The 25353-nt window shown below is 71.1% G+C and carries 25 protein-coding genes; 12 read left to right on the forward strand and 13 right to left on the reverse strand.

From position 1 onward, the window contains the following. Positions 1 to 34: 34 nt before the first annotated feature. The 7 genes from ACIBVN_RS03530 to ACIBVN_RS03560 form a co-directional block, all read right to left on the reverse strand. The gene (locus ACIBVN_RS03530) at positions 35 to 700 is read right to left on the reverse strand and encodes an ABC transporter ATP-binding protein (RefSeq protein ID WP_397132228.1); all 666 of its coding nucleotides are present in this window, start codon (positions 698 to 700) and stop codon (positions 35 to 37) included. After that, a complete protein-coding gene (locus tag ACIBVN_RS03535; protein ID WP_397132230.1) occupies positions 697 to 1794 on the reverse strand; it encodes an efflux RND transporter periplasmic adaptor subunit in 1098 nt (365 codons plus the stop codon). Before ACIBVN_RS03535 ends, ACIBVN_RS03530 begins: the two co-directional genes overlap by 4 nt. Then, positions 1791 to 2300 carry a hypothetical protein gene (locus ACIBVN_RS03540; protein WP_397132232.1) on the reverse strand — a complete coding sequence of 170 codons (510 nt, stop codon included), beginning with the start codon at positions 2298 to 2300 and terminating at the stop codon, positions 1791 to 1793. Before ACIBVN_RS03540 ends, ACIBVN_RS03535 begins: the two co-directional genes overlap by 4 nt. Beyond that, the gene (locus ACIBVN_RS03545; RefSeq protein WP_397132234.1) at positions 2297 to 3115 is read right to left on the reverse strand and encodes an ABC transporter permease; all 819 of its coding nucleotides are present in this window, start codon (positions 3113 to 3115) and stop codon (positions 2297 to 2299) included. The genes ACIBVN_RS03540 and ACIBVN_RS03545 overlap by 4 nt, the downstream gene beginning before the upstream one ends. Before the next feature lies 1 nt (position 3116). Next, a complete protein-coding gene (locus ACIBVN_RS03550; RefSeq protein ID WP_397132236.1) occupies positions 3117 to 4004 on the reverse strand; it encodes an ATP-binding cassette domain-containing protein in 888 nt (295 codons plus the stop codon). Then, positions 4001 to 5515: an AAA family ATPase gene (locus ACIBVN_RS03555; protein ID WP_397132238.1), complete on the reverse strand. Its 1515-nt coding sequence runs from the start codon at positions 5513 to 5515 to the stop codon at positions 4001 to 4003. Before ACIBVN_RS03555 ends, ACIBVN_RS03550 begins: the two co-directional genes overlap by 4 nt. 104 nt (positions 5516 to 5619) lie before the next feature. Continuing rightward, entirely contained in the window at positions 5620 to 6231 is a 612-nt protein-coding gene (locus ACIBVN_RS03560) for a response regulator (RefSeq protein WP_397132240.1), read from the reverse strand. Between the two features lie 480 nt (positions 6232 to 6711). Between ACIBVN_RS03560 and ACIBVN_RS03565 the strand changes: the two genes are divergently transcribed. After that, complete coding sequence (locus tag ACIBVN_RS03565) at positions 6712 to 9312, forward strand: BTAD domain-containing putative transcriptional regulator (protein ID WP_397132242.1); 2601 nt, start codon at positions 6712 to 6714, stop codon at positions 9310 to 9312. 194 nt (positions 9313 to 9506) lie between these two features. Here the strand turns inward: ACIBVN_RS03565 and ACIBVN_RS03570 are convergent, their stop codons facing one another. Then, the gene (locus ACIBVN_RS03570; RefSeq protein ID WP_397132244.1) at positions 9507 to 10409 is read right to left on the reverse strand and encodes an ABC transporter ATP-binding protein; all 903 of its coding nucleotides are present in this window, start codon (positions 10407 to 10409) and stop codon (positions 9507 to 9509) included. A 183-nt stretch (positions 10410 to 10592) separates the two neighbouring features. Between ACIBVN_RS03570 and ACIBVN_RS03575 the strand changes: the two genes are divergently transcribed. Beyond that, positions 10593 to 11066 (forward strand): VOC family protein, encoded by a 474-nt coding sequence (locus ACIBVN_RS03575; RefSeq protein ID WP_397132246.1) that lies wholly within the window; start codon positions 10593 to 10595, stop codon positions 11064 to 11066. A 417-nt stretch (positions 11067 to 11483) separates the two neighbouring features. Here ACIBVN_RS03575 and ACIBVN_RS03580 read toward each other — a convergent pair whose 3' ends face one another. Continuing rightward, entirely contained in the window at positions 11484 to 12053 is a 570-nt protein-coding gene (locus ACIBVN_RS03580) for a TetR/AcrR family transcriptional regulator (RefSeq protein ID WP_397132248.1), read from the reverse strand. 85 nt (positions 12054 to 12138) lie between these two features. On the opposite strand from ACIBVN_RS03580, the gene ACIBVN_RS03585 reads away from it, so the two are divergent. Together ACIBVN_RS03585 and ACIBVN_RS03590 are read left to right on the forward strand one after the other, a co-directional pair. Further along, positions 12139 to 12549: an organic hydroperoxide resistance protein gene (locus ACIBVN_RS03585; protein ID WP_349454003.1), complete on the forward strand. Its 411-nt coding sequence runs from the start codon at positions 12139 to 12141 to the stop codon at positions 12547 to 12549. Positions 12550 to 12621: 72 nt separating this feature from the next. Beyond that, on the forward strand, positions 12622 to 13032 hold the full coding sequence (locus ACIBVN_RS03590; RefSeq protein ID WP_397132250.1) for a hypothetical protein: 411 nt from the start codon (positions 12622 to 12624) through the stop codon (positions 13030 to 13032). 33 nt (positions 13033 to 13065) lie between these two features. Here the strand turns inward: ACIBVN_RS03590 and ACIBVN_RS03595 are convergent, their stop codons facing one another. Then, on the reverse strand, positions 13066 to 13839 hold the full coding sequence (locus ACIBVN_RS03595) for a S1 family peptidase (protein WP_397132252.1): 774 nt from the start codon (positions 13837 to 13839) through the stop codon (positions 13066 to 13068). Between the two features lie 122 nt (positions 13840 to 13961). Next, entirely contained in the window at positions 13962 to 15086 is a 1125-nt protein-coding gene (locus tag ACIBVN_RS03600; protein ID WP_397132254.1) for an acyltransferase family protein, read from the reverse strand. Positions 15087 to 15197: 111 nt separating this feature from the next. On the opposite strand from ACIBVN_RS03600, the gene ACIBVN_RS03605 reads away from it, so the two are divergent. Genes ACIBVN_RS03605 through ACIBVN_RS03615 form a run of 3 tightly spaced genes read left to right on the forward strand, consistent with a single transcriptional unit; the run spans position 15198 to position 17646 of the window. Continuing rightward, the gene (locus ACIBVN_RS03605; RefSeq protein ID WP_397132256.1) at positions 15198 to 15782 is read left to right on the forward strand and encodes a hypothetical protein; all 585 of its coding nucleotides are present in this window, start codon (positions 15198 to 15200) and stop codon (positions 15780 to 15782) included. 23 nt (positions 15783 to 15805) lie between these two features. Next, positions 15806 to 16978: a sensor histidine kinase gene (locus ACIBVN_RS03610; RefSeq protein WP_397132258.1), complete on the forward strand. Its 1173-nt coding sequence runs from the start codon at positions 15806 to 15808 to the stop codon at positions 16976 to 16978. After that, positions 16975 to 17646: a response regulator gene (locus ACIBVN_RS03615; protein WP_397132260.1), complete on the forward strand. Its 672-nt coding sequence runs from the start codon at positions 16975 to 16977 to the stop codon at positions 17644 to 17646. Before ACIBVN_RS03610 ends, ACIBVN_RS03615 begins: the two co-directional genes overlap by 4 nt. 109 nt (positions 17647 to 17755) lie before the next feature. Here ACIBVN_RS03615 and ACIBVN_RS03620 read toward each other — a convergent pair whose 3' ends face one another. Next, the gene (locus ACIBVN_RS03620; protein ID WP_397132262.1) at positions 17756 to 18385 is read right to left on the reverse strand and encodes a FadR/GntR family transcriptional regulator; all 630 of its coding nucleotides are present in this window, start codon (positions 18383 to 18385) and stop codon (positions 17756 to 17758) included. 97 nt (positions 18386 to 18482) lie between these two features. Between ACIBVN_RS03620 and ACIBVN_RS03625 the strand changes: the two genes are divergently transcribed. From ACIBVN_RS03625 to ACIBVN_RS03635, 3 genes are read left to right on the forward strand one after another with little or no spacing between them, the layout of a single operon-like run. Then, positions 18483 to 19790, forward strand: coding sequence for an SLC13 family permease (locus ACIBVN_RS03625; RefSeq protein ID WP_397132264.1), 1308 nt, complete (start codon positions 18483 to 18485; stop codon positions 19788 to 19790). Then, positions 19787 to 20953 carry a CaiB/BaiF CoA transferase family protein gene (locus ACIBVN_RS03630; RefSeq protein WP_397132266.1) on the forward strand — a complete coding sequence of 389 codons (1167 nt, stop codon included), beginning with the start codon at positions 19787 to 19789 and terminating at the stop codon, positions 20951 to 20953. The genes ACIBVN_RS03625 and ACIBVN_RS03630 overlap by 4 nt, the downstream gene beginning before the upstream one ends. Then, positions 20938 to 22440 carry a carboxyl transferase domain-containing protein gene (locus ACIBVN_RS03635; protein WP_397132268.1) on the forward strand — a complete coding sequence of 501 codons (1503 nt, stop codon included), beginning with the start codon at positions 20938 to 20940 and terminating at the stop codon, positions 22438 to 22440. Before ACIBVN_RS03630 ends, ACIBVN_RS03635 begins: the two co-directional genes overlap by 16 nt. 28 nt (positions 22441 to 22468) lie before the next feature. Here ACIBVN_RS03635 and ACIBVN_RS03640 read toward each other — a convergent pair whose 3' ends face one another. Further along, on the reverse strand, positions 22469 to 23335 hold the full coding sequence (locus ACIBVN_RS03640) for an LLM class flavin-dependent oxidoreductase (RefSeq protein ID WP_397132270.1): 867 nt from the start codon (positions 23333 to 23335) through the stop codon (positions 22469 to 22471). A gap of 252 nt (positions 23336 to 23587) precedes the next feature. Between ACIBVN_RS03640 and ACIBVN_RS03645 the strand changes: the two genes are divergently transcribed. Both ACIBVN_RS03645 and ACIBVN_RS03650 read left to right on the forward strand, forming a co-directional pair. Beyond that, complete coding sequence (locus tag ACIBVN_RS03645; protein WP_397132272.1) at positions 23588 to 25057, forward strand: hypothetical protein; 1470 nt, start codon at positions 23588 to 23590, stop codon at positions 25055 to 25057. Positions 25058 to 25062: 5 nt separating this feature from the next. Next, positions 25063 to 25338, forward strand: coding sequence for a protealysin inhibitor emfourin (locus ACIBVN_RS03650; RefSeq protein ID WP_397132274.1), 276 nt, complete (start codon positions 25063 to 25065; stop codon positions 25336 to 25338). The last annotated feature ends 15 nt before the right edge of the window (positions 25339 to 25353 follow it).

The following is a 25353-nucleotide window of genomic DNA, read 5'->3' on the forward strand; positions in this document are numbered from 1 at the left end:
AGAACCCCCGTCGTGCCCATGAGAACCCCCGTCGTCATGAGACCTCGGACCTGACCAGGCCGTCGCGGACGCGGATGCGCCGCGGGCAGGCCATGGCCACCTCCGAGTCGTGCGTGATGATCGCGATGGTGATGCCCCGCGCGTTCAGCGTCCGGAACAGCGACAGCACCTCGGCGCCCGCCTCGGAGTCCAGGTTGCCGGTCGGCTCGTCGGCGAGCAGCAGCGGAGGCCGCCCCGCCACCGCGCGGGCGACCGCCACCCGCTGCATCTGCCCGCCGGACAGCTGGTTGGGCCGGTGCCCCAGGCGGTGGGACAGCCCCACCAGGTCGAGCGCCGCCTCCGCCCACTCCCGCCGCTCCCGCCTGGACAGGCCGGTGTAGAGCAGGCCGTCGGCGACGTTGTCCAGCGCGGACAGGCTGGGGGAGAGGTGGAACTGCTGGAAGACGAAGCCGATGAAGCGGGCGCGGAGCGCCGAGAGCTGGCTGTCGGACAGCGTGCTCACGTCATAGCCGGCCACCCGCACGGTGCCCGAGGTCGGCCGGTCGAGGGTGCCCGCGATCTGCAGGAGCGTGGACTTGCCCGAGCCGGACGGGCCGACGATGGAGACCATCTCGCCCTTGCGGATGGTCAGGTCCACGTTGCGCAGGGCGTGCACCCGGCCGTAGGTCTTGCTGACCCCGCGGATCTCCAGGACGTTCATCGGCCCGACACCGTCACCTTCATGCCCTCGGCCAGCCCGGAGCCGCTCACCTCGACCCGGCCGTTGCCGAACGCGCCGGTCTGCACCGGTACCCGGCCGGCCACGCCCTGATCGACGACCTCGATGCCGTAGCCGCCCTGGGGCAGCGCCAGCAGGGCCTCCACCGGCACGGTGAGCACGTTCTTGGCCCGCTGCCTGGCCAGCTCGACGGTCACCGGCGCCTCGTCCAGCGACCCGAGCGACTTGGCGGCCACTTTGATCTCCACCTCGACCGTGGCGGCCTTCTCCTGGTTGGCGGAGCCCTTGGCCAGCGTGGCCACCTTCGCCACCCGGCTGATTTTGCCGGTGACGCTCTTGCCGTCGGCCAGCTTGACGGTGACCTTCCTGCCCTTCTTGGCGATGTCCTGCTTGTCGGCGTCCAGGTCGATGCGGACCAGCCGGTCGGTGGCGGTGATGCCCAGGATCGGGCGCAGGTTGCCGACCTGGTCGCCGACCTCCACGTCGGTCTTGCTGACCCGGACCGCCTCGGCGAGGAATACGACGTCCGCCGGGGTCACCCTTCCGTTCCGCTCCATGCCGTGCTTCTTCTGCCACCGCCGTACGGCACGGGCCGTCGCGTCGGTGAAGCGGTTGTCCACCGTCACGCCGCGGCCGAACCCTAGTGCGCGCAGGTTCTGCTCGAGCTGCTTGACGTCCGGGCCCTTCTTGACCCCGTCCCGCAGCGTCCGGTACGCGGGGAGCTTGCCGTACATGAGGATGCGGGGGCGGCGGTCCACGGCGTAGAGACTTCCGCCGCGCTTGATGACCTGGCCCTCGTCCGGCAGATCGGTGATCGTCCCGCCCGCGGCGGCCTTGATCGTACGGCTGTCCGCGTACGTGAGCTTCCCGTCCACGCTCTCCTCGTCCACCAGGTCGCCCCGGGTGATCTCCGCGGTGGCGGCCGAGACCGGGCGCGCGGTCGGGGTGGGGTCCACCTTCGCCTGCGGGCCGGCGTCGAACAGCGCCGCCGAGGCGAACACGCCGCCCGCGGTGACCACGCTGCCGACGACCACGGTCCCCAGGGCGGCCACGGCTCCCTTGAGTCCTCCGTTCACTGGGTGCCCCCTTGTCCGGGCAGGTGCTGGATGCAGGACTCCGCCGCCTTCTGCAGCTTGGGGTCGTTGGGGTCGAGCTTGGAGTTGACCTGCGGCGGGTCGGGCATGTCGATGCCCTGCTCCCGCATGCACCGGGCGTACTGGATGAGCTTGTCGCGGGTCTTCGGGTCGTCGAGGGGGTTGGGGATCTGCGAGGTGTACTTCTCGCACGCCTTCAACGCCTTCTCCATCTTGGCCGGGTCCCCGGTGTACTTCCACGTCTTGTCCTCGGCGGAGCCGGGGTCGGGCACGTCGATGCCGTTCTGGCGCAGGCACTGGGCGACCTTGAGCAGCACGTCGTCGGGATCGACCGTGCCGGCCGGCGACGGCTTGGGCGCGGCCTGCTTGGCCGCGGCCGCCTGCGGGGTGCCGGCGATGGCGATCGCGATCGGGTGCTGCTCGTCCCGCTGCGCGCACCCGCCGGCCAGCAGGGTGAGCACGGCGACGGCTATCAGGACTCTTCTCATGACGTACCGTCCCAGTCGAAGACGCGTCTGGTCACGACGTTCGCGACGACGGCGGTCGCGAGCAGCCCGGCCACGGCCGGCCAGGTGTCCGACAGCCGCCCCTGGTAGGCCGCGAAGACGAAGTCGTTGAGCTGGGCCAGCGGGTTGACCGTGGTGACCTGGTAGAACCACGGCGCCACGCCCTCCCAGCCCTCGCGCGGCACGCCCAGCCCGCTGCCGAGGAACAGCAGCGCGAAGCAGAGCGGCGCGGCGATCCTGGCCCCGGTACGCGACATCCGCAGGCCGCCGAGCAGCAGCCCGGCGCTGACCGAGCAGTACGTCACCACCAGCAGCGCGCCCGCCAGGTAGAGCGGGTGCCAGGAGCGGGGCAGGCCGTACACGATGAAGGTGACGGCCATGAACAGCACCGTGGACGCCGCCACCAGCGCACCGGCCACGACCGCCTGCGCCGTGAGGTACGACCCGTCCCGCATGGGGCTGCGCCGCAACCGCCTGAGCATCCCGGTGGCCCGCACCTCCGACAGGTGCAGCGTGAGCACGAGGATCCCGGCCGCGGCGGCGACGGTGCCCGCCATCTCGGGCAGCAGCCGGTCGATCACCCTGACCCCCGGCATCGCGCCGAACTCGATCGTGGGGAAGCGGAAGCCGATGACCAGCATCAGCACGAGCAGCACCGCGAACGGCAGCCCGAGCACGGCCAGCAGCACGACCGGCGTGCGCAGCAGCAGCCTCACCTGTGCGCTCACGAGGGTCCACACCGTCCCGGCCCCGCGCACGCCGCCCGAAGGCCGCTCCGCCAGAACTGTTCCGGCCATCTCATGCCTCCAGAGCGACCGGCTCGGGGACGGCCGACAGCGTGAGGTAGGCGTCCCTGAGCGTGGGCGGGCGGATCGACCAGACCCGGTCCCCGCTCATCGGCGACAGCTCCTGGATGGCCGCCTCCAGCGCCGGGCGCGAGCCGTACAGGTAGGTGGCCGAGGCGCAGGGCAGCACGCGCACGTCCCGGAGCCGGTCCACCCGCAGGTGCGGGGGCACGCCCATGACGAACGTCGAGCCGAGGAGCTGGACCAGCCTGGACGGCGTGCCCTCGGCCAGCACGCGGCCCGCGCGCAGCAGGATCACCCGGTCGGCCAGCCGCTCGGCGAGGGCCAGGTCGTCGAGCATGACGCAGACCCCGCCGTAACCGGTGCGCAGCTCGTCGATGGCTTGCTCGATGCGGCGCCCGCTGCCCTCCCTGAGCCCGGCCGTCGGGTCGTCGAGCAGGACCAGCTCGGGGTTGCCCACCAGGGCCAGGCCGATCATGGCCCGCCTGCGCTGGCCGTCGGTGAGGCGGCCGAAGCGCTTGGACAGCAGCGGCTCCAGATCGAGGAGGTCGATGAAGCGCCCTGACAGGCCGCGCGTGCCGTACAGGCGGGAGAACAGCCTGATGGCCTCGGAGACCTTCATCCGGTCCGGGAGGGTCTCGGCGCGCGGGGCGGCGGCCAGCCCCGGTGGCCGGCGGTCTCCGGGGCCGACGGTCACGCCGAGCATCTCGATGTGGCCCGCGTCCGGCTCGTCCGCGCCGACCAGGCAGTCCATCAGCGTGGCGCCGCCGTTGCCCGGCGGGCCCACCACGCAGACGACCTCGCCGCGTTCGACGGTGAACGACACCTCCTCCAGGGCCGGCGATCTCGACAGGTCGGTGACGCTGAGCAGGGAGGTCATGAGGCCGCTCCAGGGCCGAAGCGGTCGGCGATCGTGGCGCCCACCTCGAGGTAGGTGTCCCGGGTGGCGGTGCGCAGCAGGTCGAGGTCGACCTCCGAGCCCTGCTCCAGGTGCGGGTCGAACGGCACGCCGATCACCGCCCGGCAGCGCTTGGTGAAGTGGTCCTTCAGCTCGGCGACGTTGACGGCGTTCCTGCGCGGGTTCTTCACCGCCGACAGCACCACCACGGCGCTCGCGGCCAGGTCCTGGTGCCCGTGGGCCTGCAGCCAGTCGAGGGTGGCGGAGGCGGACCTCGCGCCGTCCACGGTGACCGGGCTGACCAGGACGATCTGGTCGGACATGTCCAGGATCGCGCTCATCGCCGAGTGGAGCATGCCGGTGCCGCAGTCGGTGATGGCGATCGAGTAGAACTGCTCCAGGATCTGCGCGACCGCGCGGTAGTCGTCGGCGTTGAACGCCTCGGAGATGGCCGGATCCCGGTCGGAGGCCAGCACCTCCAGCCGCGAGGGCGCCTGGGAGGTGTACGAGCGCACGTCGGCGTAGCGCCAGATGCCCGCGCGGTCGTTGAGCAGGTGCCGTACGGTGGCCGGCGACTCCACCCTGAGCTTCTCCGACAGCGTGCCCCGGTCCGGGTTGGCGTCGACCGCGATGACCCGGTCGCCCCGGTGGTGGGCGAGCGTGGCGCCCAGGCCGATGGTCGTCGTGGTCTTGCCCACGCCGCCCTTGAGGCTCATCACCGCGACCCTGAAGTGGCCGGCGGAGACCGGCTGCCTGACGCGTTCGATCAGCTCCTGGCGGTGGCGTTCCGCCTTGGAGTCGCTGGGCCGGATCAGCCCGCCGGACAGCGTGAAGACGGCCTTGCGCCAGCCCCCGGCGGGCGGGCGACGGCGGGTGCGCAGCAGCCGGTCCGGCCGCAGGCTCTCCGAGGACGTGCTGACCAGCGGGATGTCCGCCCCAGCCGGAGGCATGGGCTCGGCCTGCTGGGGTGGCGGGTAGACCGGCACCCCGGGAGCGGCCGACGCCGCGGGATTCGGCCGGGCGTTCGAGGCCGCCGGCCTGTCCGGAACCGGCGGGGCGGCCGCCGCCTCGGGCGCCGGCGCGACCTCGGGAGCGGCCCACGCGTCGGGAACGGGCGGGACCTCGGGGTCCGCCGGCTCCTCTGAGGCGTCAGGAGTGGCCAGCCCCGGGGGCGGGTCCCAGGACGGCAGCTCGAACGGGGGCGGCGCGGGGAAAGAGCTCAGCGCGCCGAACGAGCTCAGGGAATCGATGGGGCCCGGCGGCGGTCCCACGGTGGAGGGGCCATTCTTCCCGGGATCCTCGGAATTGTTCGCCGCGAAATGCCCGAGACGCCGGGACGGATTGTCCCCGGAGTCCTGCTGCCGCCACAGGGGAGGCTCCGGAGCAGGGGGAGGCGCCTGGTCCGTCCCCTTGGACAGTTTCGGCGGCGGAAAGCGCATGGTACGCGTGCGATCCGGATCCAGTTCGGCTTCTTCCCCGTTCACGTCCGCCATGACCTCGTCATTGGTTTTGCGCTGAGGTCGTTCATCAGGAACGCCGTGCATGATCCACCAGTCCGCATCTGTGCGAATTTTCTGCGTGTGGTCGTCGAATTCGGTCACAGCCAGCCCTGTCGTCGTGCGGTGTGGACGGCTTCGTGATGGCCCGCCGCGTTGAGTTTGGTCATCGCGCTGGAAACGAGCCCGCGTGCGATCGTCTCGGACACGTGGAGCTCAATGGCGATTTTCGTGATCGTGGCCCCGCCGCCGGCCAGGCGCAGCGCGTCGCGCTCGCGGTCGGTGAGCGGGCTGTCCCCGGTCGTCATCGAGGCGACGGCGAGCTCGGTGTCGAGGTACCGGCCGCCGGCGGCCACCTTGCGGATCGCCGCGGCCAGCTCGTCGGCGGACGCGTCCTTGCCGAGGAAGCCCCCGACCCCCGCGGCCATCGCCCGGCGAAGGTATCCCGGCCTGCCGAAGCTGGTCAGGACGACGATCGAGCAGCGGCCGCCGATCCGCACCGCGGCGGACAGGCCGTCGCTCCCGGGCGGCTCGGCGTCGATGACGGCCACGTCGGGCCGGTGCCGCCGGACCGCGTGGACGATGTCGTCCCCATGACCGGCCTCGGCGATGACCTGAATCCCCCGCTCCAGGCTGAGCAGGGCGGCCAGTACCCGCCGAGTCTGCTGCTCGTCGACGGCGAGTAGAACTCGGATCGGCGACTCTGTGGACATACCAGGAGTCTGGCTCTGGGCCGTTTTACCCGGTAGGCGCCTATGTCATTGGGGCGATGTGACATCTATCATGCGCGATCATGAACGGAACACGACAAGCAGGCATTTAGCGCCTTCTGCCCGAAAAAATCGCCCTGATGTGTTCCTGAGATGTCCGGCTTTATGGCGATCCGAAAGTCAGCTGCAAGTGGGGATCGTCACACTTGCGTCAGCCAAGGTGAGTAGTGCCCACGAACGATGACAGAGCTGTCCGGTGGGAGAGATCGGGGAGCGAACCAGAGGGGGCATGTGCTGTTGATGCACTTTGGAATCCTGGGGCAACCGGCAATATGGCAACAAGGAAACGAGATCAGACTGGCCACCCGTCGATCGCGTGCGGTGCTGGCCCATCTGTTGCTGAGCCCCACTCGCTCGGCATCCGTTGACAGCCTTATTGACGCGATATATGGAGATACCCCAACCAAGAGTGCCAGAAACCAGGTGCACCGCGGCGTCGGCGAGCTCCGGCGCAGCGGTGTGACGATCGACGTACACGACAACATCTACAGACTTGAGGCGGCCGAGGAGAGCATCGACGCCTTCGTCTTCATGCGCATGTACGACCAGGCGTGCCTGCTCGCCGACAAGCGGGACCACGCCCAGGCCGCCAAGACCCTGGACGCCGCGCTCAAACTGTGGCGAGGCTCGGCGCTTTCCGGCCTCGACAGCGAGGCGTTCATGGCGGAGGCGGCCGTCTGGAACGAGCGGCGGCTGGCCGCCATCGAGGCCCGCATCGACGCGGATCTGGCGCTTGGACGGCACCGCGAGGTGATCGCCGAACTCCAGCACCTGGCCGACCAGCACCCGCTGAAGGAACGCTTCTGCGCCCAGCTCATGATCGCGCTCTACCGTTCCCAGCGGGGGAGCGAGGCGCTGCAGGCCTTCACCGACCTGGAGGAGCGCCTGCGGGAGGAGCTCGGCACGGATCCCAGCCCCACGCTGCGCGACCTGAGGCTCCAGATCCTCCGTCAGGACTCCGCGCTGGAGCTGACGCACCTGGTCGCGGACGTGCCCAGGCAGCTGCCTGCCCGTCCGGGCGTGCTGGCCGGGCGGGACGGCGAGCTGGGCCGGATCGTCGAGGGGCTGACCGAGCAGGAGATCTCCCCTCTGGTGGTGGTCACCGGCTCGAGCGGCGCCGGCAAGACCGCGGTGAGCCTGGAGGCGGCGCACCGCGTGGCCGGTCGTTTCCCCGACGGGCAGCTGTTCGCCGACGATCTCGACGACCCCGGCAAGGTGCTGGCGGGCTTCCTGACGGCGCTCGGGGTGGCGGCGGAGGAGATCCCCGAGGGCGCAGGGGCGCGCGCCGCCCTGCTGCGCAGTGTGCTGGCCGTACGGCATGTGCTGATCGTGCTGGACGGCGTGACCGGCCCCGGGCAGGTGCGGCCGTTCCTCCCCGGGCACGCCGGCTGCGCCGTGCTCGTGACCAGCAGCTCGCCGCTGGCCCTGCCACGCGGCGCCGTCACGGTGGACCTCGCTCCGCTGGACGCCCCCGCGGCCAGGACCCTGCTGGCCACCGGGGCGGGCCGGCAGCGGATGCAGGCCGAGCCCGCGGCGGCCAACCGGATCGTGAAGTTGTGCAACGGGCTGCCGGTGGCACTCGACATCGTGGCGGCCAAGCTGGCCGCCCGGCCGCACCTGAGCCTGCAGCGCCTGGCCGAACGCCTGGCCGACCCGGCGCGGATCCTCGGCGAGCTCCGGCACGGCGGCAAGAGCATCGCTCCGACGCTGCTGGGCGGATACCAGGCGCTGCCCGCCGAGCTACGCTCGCTCATCCGCAGGATCGGTTACCTGGGCATTCCTCAGGTAACGGCCGTGATCGCCGCCGCGCTCGCGGACGTCCCCGTGGACACCGCAGAGGAGTTGCTGGAGGAGCTGGCCGAGAGCCACTTCGTCACACCCCTGCCGGGCGGCGAGCGTTACCACTGCCACGAGCTGCTGCTCGGCTTCGGCGCCGCCCGCGCCCGCGTGGAGGACGACGAGCAGGACCTGACGGCGGCCGTGGGCCGTGCCTTCGGCGGCTGGCTGGCACTGACCGACGCCGCCCACGCCTTCATGCGCGGCAAGGACAACTCCATCCCGCGTGGCACGGCGCCCCGCTACCGGCCCGCCGGGGCCCGGGCGCGGACGGAGCAGGGCTCGGCCTGGTTCGAGGCGAACATCGACATCAACCTCGCCCTCGTACGCCGCGCCGTGGCCTTCCCCGAGACCTGCTGGGAACTGGCCATCGCACCGCTGGCGTTCTTCGAGGCCGGCGCGCGCTTCGACGTCTGGCTGGAGTCACACCAGATCGCCCTGGCCAGCGTCACGAACGCGGGCAACCTGCGCGGGCAGGCCGTATTGACGTACTCGCTGGGCCACCGCGCGCTGCTGGTGGGCGACTACACCGGCGCGGCCTACCGCCTGGAGGAGGCGCTGGCGATCTTCCAGCGCCTGGGCGACGATCACGGCCGCGGGCTGACCCTGCGCCTGATCGGTGACCTCGACCGCATCAACCAGACGCCCGCCACCGCGCGGGAGGTCTACCAGGAGGCCGTGGCGGCGCTGCACCGCAGCGGCGACGTGCTCGCCGAGGCCGACGCCCTGGCCGGGCTGGCGACGGTGCTGCACAGCACCGGCGAGGAGGCCGCCTCCCGGGAGTGCCTGGACCGCGCGCTCAGCCTGTGCCGCGACGCGGGCAGCCTGCGCAGCGAGGCCCGCATCCGCCGCGCGGTGGCCATGCACGCGGCCAAGGCGGGAACGCCGGAGAAGGCGTACCCGAAGCTGATCGAGGCACTGGAGATAGCCATCCACATCGGCGACCGGGTGGTGCAGTCCGACATCCTGCTCGACCTGGGGACGACGCGGATCCTGCTCGGCGACCCCAAGGCCGCCTACGACGACCTGGCGACCGCCGAGGAGATCGCCCGGGTCTCGGGCATGAAGCGCACCGCGTTCAGGGCCAAGCAGGCCCGCGCCTTCATCAACGGCAACGCCCTGGCCGCCCAGGGCACCTGGCCACCCAGGGCGCTTGACACCAGCGGCTTCGGGGCGAGGGACGCGTGACGGAGACGGCATAGGCGGTGAGGCACGCGTGACGGGGACGGCTTTTCGGGGGGCCGCCCGGACACGTGAAGGGGGCGGCCTTTTGGGGGCCGCCCGGCGGGTGCGGTGCGGCCCGGCGTGCGGGCGCGCGCGGGTGGCCCGGGGCGGTGGTGGTCACGAAGGGGTGGCCCGAAAACGATTACACGAAGCCGTGTCTAGCAGGCCTCGTCCCTGATATCGGCCGCGTCGGCGGTGGCCGCGTTGAAGGCCGTGCGCAGGCTGCGCTCCTCGGTGAGGCCGAACAGCGCGATGCCCGCATCGCGGGCGATCTCGCCCAGCTGGTTGGAGGTCAGGCCGCTGATCAGGATGCGCTGGCCGTTGGTGTCGAGGATCTGCCCGCCGGCCCGGCTCACGGCGGCGCCGAGGGCCTGCGGCTGATCGGACAGGACGCTGAGGGCCTGCGGCTGGAAGCGGTCGATGAAGGCCCCGGCCGAGCCGCTGCCCACGACCTTGTTCCGCGCGATCACCACCAGGTCGTCCACCAGGTCTTCCAGCTCGGCCAGCAGGTGGCTGGCGATGAACACGGTGCGCCCCTCGTCGCGTAAGCGGCGCAGGACGTTCTTGATCCAGGCGATGCCTTCTGGGTCGAGGCCGTTCATGGGCTCGTCCAGGATCAGGACCTCCGGTTCGCCGGCCAGCGCGATGGCCAGCGCGAGGCGCTGCAACATGCCGCGGGAGAAGGCGCCGGTGCGCTGACCGGCCGCCTCGGTCAGGCCGACCCGGTCGAGCAACTCCTCGGCGTCGGCTCCGGCGCCGGCCAGCCGGGCGGCCCAGCGCACGCTGTCGACGGCCCGGCGGCCGGGGTGCGTGCAGTGGCCGTCCAGCACCGCGCCGACCTTGCGGCTGGGAACCGGCCACTCGTGGAGTGGCTTGCCGTCGATGAGCGCCGAGCCCGAGGTGGGATGGACGAGTTCGAGGAAAAGGCGGAGCGTCGTCGTTTTTCCCGCCCCATTGGGCCCCAGAAAGCCGGTGATCGCCCCCGCCCGCACCGCGAAGCTCACATTGCTCACCGCTACCAGTGAGCCGAATCGTTTGGTGAGGTTCTCTGCTCGCAGCATCGGCCTCATGCTCAGCGCGCCCCGTTCCGTTGCCAGCTGAGGATTGGCGGCGCCATATGGAAATTGCCCGCAACTCCCCAAGTCGGCGCAATTGTGTTGATCACAGCTTGGGGCCACATGTAAACACCGGCTCAACAGGGTGTCAATACTGCCACGCCGGACCGGTGCCAGGAGGCGTCTACCATGGTCGGTGTACGGTCGGCGCTCGGCTCCTGCATCGCCCAGCGCCGACCGTACTTCATCGGTCACCGTGCGCGGTGGCAGCATGTGACCATGGCGCGCCTCCACGACATCGTGCTCGACTGCCGGCATCCCGCCTCTCTCGCCCGCTTCTGGGCGCAGGCGCTCGAGGGCTACGAGGTCGCCCCCTATGACGAGGCCGAGCTGGAGCGCCTGCGGAGCAACGGCATCGACGATCCCGAGGACGACCCGAGCGTCCTGGTGGAGGCGGGGCCCGGTGTCAGGCCGCGCTTCTTCTTCACGCTCGTGCCCGAGCCCAAGGTGGTCAAGAACCGCCTGCATCTCGACCTCACGGCCGACGACCTGGAGGCGGAGGTGCGCAGGCTGGTCGGGCTGGGCGCGCGCGTGCTGGCCGAGTACGGCGCGTGGGTGACGATGGCCGATCCCGAGGGCAACGAGTTCTGCGTCCTGCGCTGAGGCCGGGACCTGGACCAGCATCGAGCTCCAGATGAATGACCGGATCATGGACATGCGCCATTCTCCGGTACGCAATTCCCCCTTCCTCGATTCGCGCTGATTCCCGTGGATTGTTGAACCCTCCCCCAGCTGAAGGCAGGGGGATTCCTGGCTCAGGAAGCCCCGCAGGTCAGCGACCAGCAAGGTCTTACTCCATCAACACCAGCCGGGACGGAACCTACCCGGTTTGGTACGGCAAGCTTGGAAACGCATGTGCTGTCTTGGTTCTTGATCAGCACGCGCGGGAGGCTTGGTTCTCGCAACCCGCGGACGCGACTCTACCGGACGCTGATCCGCCCTGGGAGCGCATCAGCTGTTCCTGCCCTGCTCCGCAGGAGTCCAATTCCTCTTCCTCCCCGGCCTGCAGTGAAGGCCGGCTCATCCGAGCACCCTGGCGAGGGCTTCGTGGACGGCGGCGCGGACCGCGGCCGGATCGTCGAGGTCGAAGCCGACCACGAGTCCGTCCCGCAGCAGCAGCAGGATGTCGGCGGTCCGCTCCGCGTCGGGGTGGCCGTCGGCGGCCAGCAGGTCGCGGTACAGGTCGCGGTTCCAGCGGCGGTGCTCGGCGATGGCCTGTCGTACGGGGTGGGCCGGGTCGGGATATTCGGCCGCCGTGTTGACGAAGGGGCATCCGCGGTAGCCGGGACCGGCTCCGAAGTCGCACATGAAGGCGAAGATGGCCTGCAGCGTCTCGCGCGGCGAGCCGGCGCGCATCGTGGCGACCACGGTGCGCTGCAGCGAGCTCTGCTCCTCCACGTAGGCGCGGACGAGGTCGTCCTTGCTCGGGAAGTGGTGGTAGAAGGTGGCCTTGGCGACGCCTGCCTCGGCGATGATCCGGTCGATCCCGACCGAGTGCACGCCCTCCGCGTAGAACAGGCGTGTCGCGGTCTCGAGGACGCGGGTGCGCGCCGAGCTCGGCCGACTGCCTTTCAACGTTTCTGCGCTCACGAGTTGACGATACCAGACAGACCTGTCTACTCTGCTGTCATCGCCAGACAGACAGGTCTGTCTGGACTTTCGAAGGGGCTTTGACATGAGCATCTACACCGCCATCGCGACCTCCGCCGGGCGTGACCGCCGCGCGGTCTCCTCGGACGGCAGGCTGGACGTCAAGCTGGCTCTGCAGAAGGAGCTCGGCGGCGACGGCGAGGGCACCAATCCCGAGCAGCTCTTCGCCGCCGGTTACGCCGCCTGCTTCGCCTCGGCGATGCGGCTGGTGGCCTCGAGCAAGGGTCTCGATGTCTCGGAGGCGGCGGTCACGGCCGAGATCGGCCTCTCGCCCAACGGCAAGGGCGGATTCCAGCTCGACGCCACGCTCCGGGTGGAGCTGCCCGACTCCATCTCGCCGGAGGCGGCTCGCGAGCTCGTCGAGGCCACCCACCAGGTGTGCCCCTACTCCAACGCCACCCGGGGCAACATCCCGGTCAACCTGGTCATCGAGTAGGCCGGACCGGCCGGGGGAAAGCGGGCGTGCTCGTGACCCGCTCTTGGTTTCCGGATCAGTACGCTCCCGACCGTGGTAGATGGCAAGAGCCGGAGCAGGCGGCGGATCAGCATTGACGTGGCGGGCATCGAGAGGCGCAGGACGGCGATCCAGACGCTCGTCGATCAGGCGCCGCAACCCAGGGCCGCCCACGCGGCGGCGCCCAGTCCCATCTTCGGCGAGAGCCCGGACGGCATCGCCGACGCGAGCCCGGGCAACAAGGCCGACGTGGGCCCGGGCGACAACATCGGCGCGAGCCTGGGCGACAACGCCGACGTGGGCCCGGGCGACAACGCCGACGCGAGTCCGGGCGACAACGCCGACGTGGGCCCGGGCGACAACGCCGACGCGAGTCCGGGTGACAACACCGGCACGGGCCCGGACGGCATTGTCGGCGCGGGCCCGGACAATGAAACGCCTCGCCTGCCCGTTCAGGGAAGGTGAGCGCGGTCCCCGTGCCGGGCGCGCGCGGGCGGGTCAGGGAAGGGTGACGTACTTGCCGAGGAAGTGCCGGGCCGTGGCGCTGTCCAGGCGGTAGTCGTAGTTGGTCGCCTTGCAGGCGTCGTCGGCCCCGCTGATCGAGGTGGCCACGAGGAGGTGCGAGTCGGGTCCGCCCAGGAAGTTCGGGCCGCCCGAGTCGCCGAAGCAGGTGCTGCCGTCGCCCTTGGACGACAGGGACAGGTCCAGCCACCTGCGCGACAGGTCCTTGAAGGAGATGGAGACCTGGTGGCGCGTGTCGGTGTAATGGAAACTCTGGTCGCGCCCCTTCTTCACCGGGGCCAGCGAGCCATAGCCGACAGGAGTGAAACGCATGGACTTCAGGGTTTTGTCGGCCTTGAGCCGGTCGAGCAGCCCTGAGGCCGGCAGCTGGGCGGGCTTGATGCCCGGGATGGGCGTATTGAAGACCACGACGGCCATGTCATGGTTGTTGGACTTCCCGTTGTACCGCGGGTCCGCAATGAAGCGGCCGGTGTAGACGGGAGCCCCGGGCTTGTAGTGGCTGGCGAAGGTGACCCGGGCCGTCTTCGGTTTGTCCTTCCCGCAGTGGGCCGCGGTGAGGAAGACGGTCGGCGAGATGAGCGTGCCGGTGCAGTAAGTCCATGTGCCGTCTTCATACTGCTTGTCGTCGACGAGGGCCCCCACTTCGGGGTGCGTCTCACCGTCGGCGGAGCCGTTTGTGATGGCCGCTGCGGGCGTCGCGGTGCACGCGATCGACGCAGCAACAATCAGGGCAAAAGGGACATAACGCATCCACGAAGCTTAGGCGGCGATAAGTCCAAAATGACACATATGAGTAAAAAATCTACTCACGCCCTGTCAGGTGACTGCGGCCGGCCCGGACACGGGTTGACGAGCCGGGAAGACCACCCCCGTCATCGGCGCTCGGTGGCGCGGGGGAGCAGGCGCTTGCCGAGGCGCTGGGCCGGGGCCTCGATCAGGTGGTAGGTGAGCAGACTGAGCGGGATGAGCGCCAGGAAGAACAGCGCCACGTGCGGGAGCACGTGCAGCAGGATCGGGTGCAGCAGGTAGAGGGAGAAGCTGATCACGCCGAGCCGCGTCAGCCAGCGCGGGAACGCCCGCCGGCGCAGGGCGAAGGCCAGCGCGAAGAAGCCGTACGCCAGCACGATCGCCGCCGCCCAGGCGGGCTCGTCCTTGGCGGGGATCCCGCACCCCAGCACCACCGCGACCGCGAGCGCGGCCGCGCGCCAGGAGATCGTGCCCTGCTCGGCGCGGTATATCGCCGTTCCCGCGAACATCGTGGCCAGGATGATCACACCCTGCCAGGTGCCGGCCCGGCTGCCCAGGACCACCAGCGCGAGCCCGAGTAGACCGCCCGCGGCCGCGGCGGCCGTACGCGTCCTGCCGTGGCCGAGCACGGTCACGGCGATGGCCGCGACGACCGCGAGGCAGAGCAGCACGGCGGCCAGGTCGGCGCGGCCGCCGATCGTCGCGCCAGGCAGCAGCAGGCCCAGGGGCACGGCAGACAACGCCAGCGTGACGGCGATTCCCGCCGACCTGTGCGCATGCCGCGTCGCGAACAGCGCGACGCTCAGCAGGTAGAACGCCATCTCGTACGAGAGCGTCCACGTCACGCTGACGACGGCGGGCAGGTTGACCAGCTCCTGCAGCATCGTCAGGTTGCCGAGCACGACCAGGGGCAGGGGGCGGTCGCCGAGCGTCGGCTCCAGGGGGAACACGCCCGCGAGAGCGAGGACGAGCGCCGAGCCGCAGGCGGCGAGCAGCAGCGGGAGGAGGCGGAAGGCCCGGCCGGTCCAGAAGGCCCGCAGGTCGCCGCGCCGTTCCAGGGAGGCGGGGATGATGTACCCGCTGACCAGGAAGAACACGAACACGCCCCACGTGCCGAAGTCGATGTGACGGTCCACTTCCGCCCAGAAGGCCGGAACGAAGGTCCAGCCGGCGTGGTGCATGGTGACGGCCAGCGCTGCCGGCCCTCGCAGGGCGTCCAACCAGGCCAGCCGGGCGAGGGCGGGGGACATTCGTCGGATTCTAGGTCATAAGACCGATTCGCACTCACTCTCGCGAGTGAGTCCCGGAATCGCCCTCACCGGCGATGCCCGCCACCCCAGGTGAGCCCGAGGATCTTCCCCATGAACTCTCGTATCGCATTCATCGCCGCCCCCGTCCTCGTGTTCGCCTACGGCGTGATCCGCATCCTCGACGGCCTCGACGGCAGCCGCGGTCCTGGCCTCGCGTGGACCACGGGCCATCTCGCCTTCATGGCGGCCCTCGTCCTGTTCGTCGGCATCTTCTGGCAGATGCGGCGGATGGCAGGCGGGAACGCCTTGTCCACCGTGAGCGCGGTGGCCGGGACCGCCGGCGTCGTGGCGCTGCTCGCGCAGTTCGGCATCGACATCGCGGTCGGGTTCATGGCCGCCGACCACGCCGGCATGAGCGTCCTGTTCGAGCAGGTCAAGGCGGTTCCCGGGGTGCCGATCGCGGTCTACGAGGGCGGGCCGATCCTCTTCTACCTCGGCCAGCTGGCCCTCGTCGGGCAGCTCGCGGCCATGGGACGGGTCAAGGCGTGGACGCCGGTGCTGGTGCTGGCCGACCTCGTCCTGCCGTTCATCGACAAGGACCTCATCCCGCTCGGCGCCGTCTGCCTGCTGGTCTCCTTCGTCCCGCTCGCCCGCACGGCCGCCGCCGCGCCCAGGCCCGCCGCCGCTCTCGCGTGAGGGGGAGGGCAGGATTGGGCCTTGTGTCCGAGCTGAGGTTCCTGGCCCCCGTCCGGCGGTGGTCGAGCGCGTTGCCGCCGATCTGGCTGGACGCCGCGCTCGCGAGCCTGCTGCTGGTCGTGCAGCTGTGGCCGCTCCTGACCCGCGACAACCCCGGCGGCGGGCCCTGGCACTGGTGGGGCTACGTCGTCGTGGTCGCCGCCACGGTGCCGCTGGTCTGGCGGCGGCGCGCGCCCGTGGCCGTCCTGCTGGCCAGCCTCTGCGCGACCGCCTGCTACGACGTCGTGGACGAGGTGGCGGCCCAGCCCATCTGGTACGGCGGGCTGATAGCGGTCTACACCGTCGCCGCCCACTCCGCCAGATGGCCGAGACGGATCATGATCGTCCTCACGATCGGCGGCGGCCTGCTCCTGGTCGGCTCGTCCGAGACCGCGATGCGCGGCGTCGTGCTCTTCGTCGCCGCGTACGCCATCGGCCGGGCCGCCGCCGTCTCCCGCGACCACGCCGCCGCCCTGGAGGAGCGGGCGGCGCAGCTGGCCAGGGAGCGCCAGGTCGAGGCCGAGCGGGCCGCGGAACGCGAGCGGGCCCGGATCGCCCGCGACATGCACGACATCCTGGCCCACGCGGTCAGCCTCATGGTGGTCCAGGCAGAGGCGGGACCGGTGGTGGTCAGGAACGACCCGGCCAGGGCGGAGGCCGCGTTCGACGCGATCGCCGCGGCCGGCCGCGACGCCATGGTCCAGCTCCGGCGCCTGCTCAACGTGCTCAAGAAGGAAGAGGGCCCACGTGCGCCGCAGCCGACGATCGCCGCGGTCGCCGACCTGGCGGACCAGGTCAGGGCCGCCGGGCTTGACGTGACATACTCCACCTCCGGCGAGCCGGGGCGGCTGCCTCCCGACGCGGAGGTCGCCGCGTACCGGATAGCTCAGGAAGCCCTCACCAACATCGTCAAACACGCGGGCGCGACCCGCGCCGACATCAGACTCGCCTGGCAGGACGACACCCTCATGATCGATATCACCGACGACGGCGCCGGTTCCGCGTCCTCGCTGCCCTCGGGCGGCAACGGCCTGATCGGCATCCGCGAGCGGGTCGCGGCCTGCGGCGGCACCGCCGTCATCGGCCGGCGCGCCGAAGGGCCGGGCTTCCAGGTCCTCGTACGGCTGCCCGTGACCGGCCCGGCGGTGGCGGCGTGAGCGTGCGCATCGTGGTCGCCGACGACCAGGAGCTCGTACGTGCCGGGTTCGGCATGATCCTCGACGCCCAGCCGGACTTCGAGGTCGTCGCCGAGGCGGGCGACGGCGCGCAGGCGGTCGCGGCCGTCCGCGACCATGATCCCGACCTGCTCCTGCTCGACATCCGCATGCCCGTCATGGACGGCATCGAGGCGGCCAGGATCGTGTGCGCGCAGAGCCGCTGCCGCGTCCTCATGCTGACCACGTTCGACGTGGACGACTACGTCTACGACGCGCTGCGCGCGGGGGCGAGCGGGTTCCTGCTCAAGGACGTCCGCCGCGACGACCTCGTCCACGCCGTGCGGGTGGTGGCGGCCGGCGAGTCGCTGCTCGCGCCGTCGGTGACCACGAAGCTGATCGCCGAGTTCACCTCCAGGGCGGCCCCCCGGCAGCCCGCCGCGCCGCCGTCAGAACGGCTGGCCGTGCTCACGGCACGCGAGCAGGAGACGCTGCGGATGATCGCCCGCGGGCTGTCCAACGCCGAGATCGCGCAGGCCATGGTGGTCAGCGAGCACACGGTGAAGACGCACGTCAGCAACGTGCTGACCAAGCTGGGGCTGCGCGACCGCGTCCAGGCGGTGATCGCCGCCTACGAGGGCGGCCTGATCGTCCCGGGAGACGCGCGCTGACGCCCCGCCCCGGCGAAGGTGCATTCGCTCGCGCGTGGCCGACCCCGTTCCCTGTGCTGCGCGTTTGCCCGTCCATGAAAGCGACGGCCGGCCCACGTCGTTCATGGGGTCAGAGCTGAAGCAGGTGGGCGCAGGCGGCCGCGGCGGCGTCGGCGTCGCCGACCACGACGGCCCGGGCGAGAGCGGTCAGGCGGTCGGCCGAGACCTCGGTGTCGTCCAGCGGCGCGGCCTCGGAGAGCAGATCGTCGAGGTCGGCCAGCAGGCTCTCGCCCGCGAGCCGGCGTACGCACGGCCAGGTGTCGGAGAAGCGGACCGGGCGGCCGTCCGCGTCGAGCAGGGCGAGCCGGAGGCTGCGGTCGGGATGCGCCGCCGCGCTGCGCGCCAGCCCCGACATGACGGCCTCCCTGGCCCGCGCGAGCTCTCCCAGGTCCCGCTCGGCCAGGAATAACGGCAGGTCCGGTCCGGCCTCCTGGGAGGCGGTCGGCGCGAGCACCACGGCACCGTTGCCGTGCTGGACCTCGACCTTGCCCTGGACCTCGAGTGCCACCAGGGCGCGGCTCAGGGTGGCCCGGCTGACGCCGAGCTCCGCGGCCAGGCGGCGCTCGGGGGGCAGGCGGTCGCCGGGGGAGAGCCCTTGGGCCTCGATGAAGCGCGCGATGTGGTCGGCCAGCTGCACGTACAGGCGGGGACGCTCCATCCGCTCGGGCACCGCGGAGCTCTGGGGGCGCTTCTTGGTCACGGGGACAGTCTATTGACATCCGGCGCAGTGGAGCAGAGGCTAGGCCAATCCGGAAATCCCCCCGTAACCGGAGAGTTACTGACCCGAGGAGTCGCCGATGTCGGCGGAAGTCATTGCGTTGATCGTGCTGGTGCTGGTCTTCCTGATAGCCACGGTCCGCTCCATCAACATGGGCGCGCTCGCGCTCGTGGCCGCCTTCGTCGTGGGCACCGCGGTGTTCGGCGTGAAGGTGACCGACGTGCTCGGCGGGTTCCCGGCGAACCTGTTCGTCATCCTGGTCGGCGTCACGTACCTGTTCGCGCTGGCCAAGAACAACGGCACCGTGGACTGGATCGTGCACCGGGCCGTGATCGCGGTACGCGGCCGTGTCGCGCTGATGCCGTGGGTGATGTTCGTGGTGTGCGCCGCGATCACGGCGATCGGCGCGGCCAGCCCGGCCGCGGTGGCCATCGTGGCCCCTGTGGCGATGGGCTTCGCGGCCAGGTACCGGATCAACCCGGTGATGATGGGCCTGATGGTGGTTCAGGGCGCCACCGGCGGGAGCTTCTCGCCGATCGGCATCTTCGGCGCGATCACCAACGGCGTGGTGGACAAGAGCCAGCTGCCGGGCAGCCCGGCAGTGCTGTTCTTCAGCGCGATGGGCGCGTGCGCCCTGATCAGCCTGATCGGCTTCCTCACCCTGGGCGGCGCGAAGCTGCTGCAGCGCGACCGCGAGTCCCCGAAGGTGCCCGCGACGACTCCCGCCCCGGTGGGCGGGTCCGCCGGGGACGGTGCGCCGGAGCCCGCCGGTGACGACCTGCCCCGTCTCGACGCGCAGCGCTCGCTCACGCTGATCGGCCTGGCCGTGCTCGCCGTGGGCGCGCTCGTCTTCGACCTCGACATCGGCTTCCTGGCGCTGGCGGTGGCGGTCACGCTCACGTTGATCTTCCCCTCCGCTGCCCGCGGCACGGTCGACAAGATCAGTTGGGGTACGGTGCTCCTGGTCGGCGGCATCGTCACCTATGTCTCGCTGCTCGAGGACCAGGGCACGGTGAAGTGGCTCGGTGACGGGGTGGCCCACGTCGGCACCCCGCTGCTCGCCGCGTTCCTGATCTGCCTGATCGGCGCCGTGGTCTCCGCCTTCGCCTCGACGACCGGCATCCTCGGCGCGCTCATCCCGCTCGCCGTGCCGTTCCTGCAGACCGGGCAGGTCGGCGCCGTCGGCCTGGTCACGGCGCTGGCCATCTCCGCATCGGTGGTCGACTGCAGCCCGTTCTCGACCAACGGCGCCCTGGTCGTCGCGAACGCCGACGCCGACGACCGCGACAACGTCTTCAAGCGCCTGATGACCTGGGGCATGACCATCATGGTCGTCGCGCCGGTGCTGTGCTGGGCGATTCTCGTCGTGCCGGGGAGCCTGTCATGAGCGGGCCGCTCGCGGGTTACGTCGTCGTCGACCTGACCAGGGCGCTCGCCGGGCCGCACGCCGCGATGATGCTCGGCGACCTGGGCGCGCGCGTGATCAAGGTGGAGCAGCCGGGGAGCGGCGACGACACCCGTGGCTGGGGGCCGCCGTTCGCCGGATCCGAGTCCACCTACTTCCTGTCGTGCAACCGCAACAAGCAGTCGATCGCCCTGGACCTCAAGAGCGACGACGGCCAGGCGACCCTCGAAGCGCTGATCCGCAAGGCGGACGTGCTGCTGGAGAACTTCCGCGCCGGCGTGCTCGACCGGCTCGGCTTCACCACCGCGCGCCTGCTCGAGCTCAACCCGCGGCTGGTGGTCCTGTCCATCACCGGTTTCGGCCACGACGGTCCCGAGGCGGGGCGGGCCGGCTACGACCAGATCGCGCAGGGCGAGGCCGGGCTGATGTCGCTCACCGGGTCGGGACCGGACGACCCGCAGCGGGTCGGCGTGCCGATCGGCGACCTGCTGGCCGGCATGTACGGCGCGTACGGCGTGGTGTCGGCGCTGCTCGAACGCGAGCGGACCGGGCGCGGCCAGGTGGTGCGGACCTCGCTGCTGGCCTCGATCGTCGGCGTGCACGCCTTCCAGGGCACGCGCTGGACCGTGGCCGGCGAGGTCGGGCGGGCGCAGGGCAACCATCACCCGTCCATCGCGCCGTACGGGCTGTTCCGCTGCGACGGCGGCCAGGTGCAGATCGCGGTCGGCAGCGAGGGGCTGTGGCAGCGCTTCTGCGCGGAGTTCGGCCTGGATCCGCAGGAGCCGGGCCTGGCCACGAACGCCGAGCGGGTGGCGGCCGGCAGCCGGCTGGTCGAGCGGGTCGAAGCCGTCTTCGCCGCCTTCGGCCCGGACGAGCTGCTGGAGCGGCTCGCCGCCGCCGGCGTGCCCGCCGGCCGGGTGCGCACCCTCGACGAGGTGTACGGCTGGCCGCAGACCAGGTCGCAGGGGCTGCTCATCGACGTCGAGCACGCGAGCATCGGCGAGATCACGCTGCCCGGGCCGCCGCTGCGGTTCTTCGACCCGACGGGGCCGGACGGCGAGGTCGAGACCACCCGGGCCGATCACGCCGCGCCTCCCGTACTGAACGCCGACGAGGAGGAGATCCGCTCATGGCTGGCCGGCTGACGGCCCTCGAACTGGTCGACCTCGTGCTCGACGACGGCTCCTTCCGCGGCTGGGACGAGCCGCTCGGCCCCACGCGCGACCCCGACGTGGCGGCGGCCAGGCAGCGCACGGGCCTGGACGAGGCGGTGATCACGGGGGAGGGGCTGCTGCGCGGCCGCCGGGTGGCCGTGGTCGCCTGCGAGTTCGGCTTCCTCGCCGGATCCATCGGGGTCGCCGCCGCCGAACGCATGGTGGCAGCCGTGGAACGGGCGACCAGGGAACGGCTCCCGCTGCTCGCCGCGCCCGCCTCGGGCGGCACGAGGATGCAGGAGGGCACCGTGGCGTTCCTGCAGATGGTGAAGATCACGGCCGCGGTCACCCAGCACAAGGCCGCGGGCCTGCCGTACCTGGTCTACCTGCGTAACCCGACCTTCGGCGGCGTGCTCGCCTCGTGGGGGTCGCTCGGCCACGTCACGGCCGCGGAGCCCGGCGCGATGATCGGCTTTCTCGGCCCGCGCGTCTATCAGGCCCTGTACGGGGAGGTGTTCCCCGAGGGCGTCCAGGTCGCCGAGAACCTCTACCGGCACGGTCTGGTCGACGCCGTGCTGCCGCCGGAGGCGCTGGCCGGCACCGCCGACCGTGCGCTGCGCATCCTGCTGGCCCCGTCCGCGGGAGCGCCGCCGGCCGCCGCGCCGTCGCGCGAGCAACTGCCTGACGTGCCCGCCTGGGAATCGATCACTCGCTCAAGGCGGGCCGACCGGCCCGGCGTCAGGCAGCTGCTGCGCTACGCCGCCTCGGACGTCCTGCCGCTGAGCGGGACCGGGGCAGGGGAGAAGGACCCGGGGCTGTACCTGGCGCTGGCCCGCTTCGGCGGCGTCTCATGCGTACTGCTCGGCCAGGACCGCCGCAGCCAGGCGGAGGTCGGGCCGATGGGACCAGCGGCCCTGCGCGCGGCCCGGCGCGGACTCCGGCTGGCTCGCGAGCTGGACCTGCCGCTCGTCACCGTCATCGACACCCCCGGCGCGGCGCTCAGCGCGGAGGCGGAGGAGGGCGGGCTGGCCGGCGAGATCGCCCGATGCCTGTCCGAACTCGTCACCATCGAAGCGCCGACGCTCTCGGTGATCCTCGGGCAGGGCTGCGGCGGCGGCGCGCTCGCGCTCATCCCCTGCGACCGGGTGCTCGTCGCCCAGCACGGCTGGCTGTCCCCGCTGCCGCCCGAGGGCGCCAGCGCCATCGTGCACCGCGACGTCGAGCACGCCCCGCAGCTCGCGTCCGCGCAGGGCGTGCGCTCCGCCGATCTGGTCGCCGGCGGCATCGCCGACCGGATCGTCGCCGAACGCCCCGACGCGGCCGAGGAGCCGCAGGCGTTCTGCCGGCGCGTAGGGGGCGAGCTCGAGCGCGAACTCCTCACGATGGTGCACGCCCACCGTCCCGAGCTGCTCGCCCGGCGGCTGCGGCGCTACCGGGCTCTCGGCACCACCCTCGCCGCCGGCAGCGAGGTCGCCTGACGGCTTCCATACCTGCCAGGCGGCGAACTCAAGGTTTCCTGCCGGCCTGCTTCAGTGCCTCGGACAGCAGGCCGATCTGCTCGAACCCGCTCGAGCAGGGGAGCAGCACCAGATCGTCGGCGCCCGCCTCGGCGACGCGGTCGATCTCCGTGCGCAGATGGTCGACGTCGGTCACGACGTCCTGGCGGACCTGGGCATACAGATCGCCGTAATAGCGCGCGATGTACGCGTCGGCGGTCTCCGGAGCGCCGGGCCCCAGGCAGAAGTAGCGCTCCACGATGATCCGAGGTTGCCCCTGGCGCCCGGCCCTGGCCCACTCCCGGCGTACGGCGTCGACGCCCCTCTTCAGGATCTGCAGCCCGAAGGACGGCGCGACCCAGCCGTCGGACAGGGTGGCGGCGCGGGCGAAGGCGGCGGGCACGAAACCGGCGAGCAGCAGTCGCGGGCGCCCCGGGGGCAGCGCGGGGATCGGGCCGGCGGGTCCGGTCAGCTCGCCTCGCCACACGCTGCGCATCGTGGCGAGGGTGGCCTCGAGCGCCGCGCCCCGCCCGGTCATCGGCACATTGCTGACCGCGTAGTCCTCCGCCCAGCCGCCCATGCCGAGCCCCACGGCGAGCCGCCCCGCGGAGACCCGTTCGAGCGAGCTGATCTGCTTGGCCAGGACGACGGGGTTGCCGCGGTAACCGGCGTTGAGCACGGTGGTCACCAGCTCGATGCGTTCGGTACGGGCCGCCGCGGCGGCCAGCGCCACCAGCGGGTCCAGGTTGTCGTACACCAGCCGGTCGAACGCGCCCAGCGATCGAAAGCCGCGATGCTCGCTCTCCACCGCCCATGGCCCAGTGGACCTGGCGTCGGCCCCCGGCACGGCGGACGGCAGCCCGATTCCGATCCGCAACCTTCCCCCCGAGATCGTCCGACTCTTGGCCGCGGCGCCGTACGGACCGACGGCGTCACTGACTGCGCGGGTTCGCGTTCATGCAGGTCAACCTAACCAAACAGGCACTCGCCGGGTGGCTGGGGGCGGGTGCCGGCGGGCCGAACCTTTGAAATCCCATGTGCGAGTGCTTATCCGGCGCTGGGGAAGACCCGAGAAGCGCGTGGGGCTCGTGACTCGAGCCCTCGATCACATATGGGAAGAGAAAATCAGATGATTATTCAGGAACTCAGGGAGAAGGCCGTCCCTGAATATCGTGAAGTCACGGGAGCGGCCGTGGCCGACTACACGAAGCAACTGCTCCAGCCGCCCTTCACCATGGAAGCGGCGCCCATGCCGAGTCCCGTCCCGGCCCCGATCCCGGTTCCGGTCCCGCCGATCGTCGGACCGAGGATTCTCGTCTACAAGCAGGATCCCACCATCGCCGAACTCGGCGTCAGGGCGATCTTCATCCCCAGCCCGGTGCTGAACGGGCCCACCGACGCCCGCATCACGACCCAGCTGACCGGCACCACACCGGTGGCGCGCAACATCAACGGCGACTTCATCTTCGTCCCCAACTCACCGGAGTTCGACTGCGCGCACACGTACGCGGTCGTCCGGGAGACGATGACGATGTACCAGCGCCACAACGGCGGCGCCCCCATCCCGTTCGCGTGGAACACCGGCGGGAACCTCGACCGGCTCACGGTCTTCCCGCGCTCCGGGGCGGGCGCCAACGCGTTCTACAGCAGGACGGCCAAGGCGCTGAAGTTCCTCTTCTTCACCCCGACCGGCTCCTCGCAGCAGGTCTTCACCTGCCGCTCGCTGGACATCGTCGCCCATGAGGCCGGCCACGCGATCCTCGACGGCCTCAAGCCGGGCTGGCTCAGCGCCGGGAACCCGCCGCAGACCGGTGGCCTGCACGAGTCGTTCGGAGACCTGACCGCCATCTTCCTGGCGCTGTCGATGCCGGACCTGGCCGAGGCGCTCGTCGCGCTCACCAAGGCCAACCTGCACGCCAAGTCCTTCCTGCCGAACCTGGCCGAACAGTTCGGGCAGGGGCTCGGCATGCCGTTCGGCCTGCGCAACGCCGACAACGACCTCAAGCTGAGCCAGGTCAGCAACGAGGTGCATGCGATCTCGCAGGTGTTCACCGGCGGCGTCTACGACGTGCTCGCCGACATCTACGCGCACGAGCGCATCAGGCAGGGTGCGACCAAGAGTCCCACCGTGATCCTCATGGAGGTCGCGGACAGGCTGTGCAAGCTGCTGTTCGACGCCATCGTGAAGGCGCCCGCGACCGGGGCCACCTACACCGACGTCGTCAACCAGATGCTGCAGATCTCGGCCGCCCAGGGCGATCCCATCATCTACCGGACCTTCATCCGCAACCGGTTCGCCTTCCGCGAGGTGGTCACCTCGCCCACGCCGTTCACCGAGATGCTCTCCGGCGAGATGGACCTCATGAACGCCGACTACACCGGCGACGGCAAGACCGCGAAGGACGTCACCAACGTCAAGCCCGCCGACACGTCCTCCGCCAGCCTGCGCGCCGTGCAGGACCGGTCGATGTGCTGTGGCACCATGCAGCTGCCCGAGTTCCAGATCATCGACAAGAACAAGCTGACGACCAAGGGCGACCTGGGTGACGACGACATCCTGGCCGCCGAGCTGACCGCACTCAAGAAAGCCTTCAAGTAACCCCCATGCGTGTGAAGATCGAGAGAACCGGCGGCTTCGCCGGCATCGAGGAGACCGTCGCCGCGTACGACACCGACGACCTCCCCGAGCAGGAGGCCGCCAAGGTGTACGACGCGCTGACCGCGATCGAGGCCGCCACGGCACAGGAGCCCGGTGAGGTGGGCGCCGACCTGATGACCTACCGGATCACCGTCGGCGACGGCCCCGGGAAGGTCTACACACTGCCCGAGGAGCCTCAGCCCAGCCTGGCGGGGCCCTTGACCGCGCTGCTCCGCCAGTGACCGTCCGCACGGCGC

This window comes from Nonomuraea sp. NPDC049400, assembly GCF_044466425.1.
Lineage (GTDB): Bacteria > Actinomycetota > Actinomycetes > Streptosporangiales > Streptosporangiaceae > Nonomuraea.

What these genes read in the sequence shown, in the direction of transcription:
- ACIBVN_RS03530 (WP_397132228.1), bottom strand. Translation starts at nt 700, where the DNA reads ATGAACGTCCTGGAGATCCGCGGGGTCAGCAAGACCTACGGCCGGGTG.
- ACIBVN_RS03540 (WP_397132232.1), bottom strand. Translation starts at nt 2,300, where the DNA reads ATGAGAAGAGTCCTGATAGCCGTCGCCGTGCTCACCCTGCTGGCCGGC.
- ACIBVN_RS03545 (WP_397132234.1), bottom strand. Translation starts at nt 3,115, where the DNA reads ATGGCCGGAACAGTTCTGGCGGAGCGGCCTTCGGGCGGCGTGCGCGGG.
- ACIBVN_RS03550 (WP_397132236.1), bottom strand. Translation starts at nt 4,004, where the DNA reads ATGACCTCCCTGCTCAGCGTCACCGACCTGTCGAGATCGCCGGCCCTG.
- ACIBVN_RS03555 (WP_397132238.1), bottom strand. Translation starts at nt 5,515, where the DNA reads ATGGCGGACGTGAACGGGGAAGAAGCCGAACTGGATCCGGATCGCACG.
- ACIBVN_RS03560 (WP_397132240.1), bottom strand. Translation starts at nt 6,231, where the DNA reads ATGTCCACAGAGTCGCCGATCCGAGTTCTACTCGCCGTCGACGAGCAG.
- ACIBVN_RS03570 (WP_397132244.1), bottom strand. Translation starts at nt 10,409, where the DNA reads ATGCTGCGAGCAGAGAACCTCACCAAACGATTCGGCTCACTGGTAGCG.
- ACIBVN_RS03575 (WP_397132246.1), top strand. Translation starts at nt 10,593, where the DNA reads ATGGTCGGTGTACGGTCGGCGCTCGGCTCCTGCATCGCCCAGCGCCGA.
- ACIBVN_RS03585 (WP_349454003.1), top strand. Translation starts at nt 12,139, where the DNA reads ATGAGCATCTACACCGCCATCGCGACCTCCGCCGGGCGTGACCGCCGC.
- ACIBVN_RS03595 (WP_397132252.1), bottom strand. Translation starts at nt 13,839, where the DNA reads ATGCGTTATGTCCCTTTTGCCCTGATTGTTGCTGCGTCGATCGCGTGC.
- ACIBVN_RS03600 (WP_397132254.1), bottom strand. Translation starts at nt 15,086, where the DNA reads ATGTCCCCCGCCCTCGCCCGGCTGGCCTGGTTGGACGCCCTGCGAGGG.
- ACIBVN_RS03605 (WP_397132256.1), top strand. Translation starts at nt 15,198, where the DNA reads ATGAACTCTCGTATCGCATTCATCGCCGCCCCCGTCCTCGTGTTCGCC.
- ACIBVN_RS03625 (WP_397132264.1), top strand. Translation starts at nt 18,483, where the DNA reads ATGTCGGCGGAAGTCATTGCGTTGATCGTGCTGGTGCTGGTCTTCCTG.
- ACIBVN_RS03630 (WP_397132266.1), top strand. Translation starts at nt 19,787, where the DNA reads ATGAGCGGGCCGCTCGCGGGTTACGTCGTCGTCGACCTGACCAGGGCG.
- ACIBVN_RS03635 (WP_397132268.1), top strand. Translation starts at nt 20,938, where the DNA reads ATGGCTGGCCGGCTGACGGCCCTCGAACTGGTCGACCTCGTGCTCGAC.
- ACIBVN_RS03645 (WP_397132272.1), top strand. Translation starts at nt 23,588, where the DNA reads ATGATTATTCAGGAACTCAGGGAGAAGGCCGTCCCTGAATATCGTGAA.
- ACIBVN_RS03650 (WP_397132274.1), top strand. Translation starts at nt 25,063, where the DNA reads ATGCGTGTGAAGATCGAGAGAACCGGCGGCTTCGCCGGCATCGAGGAG.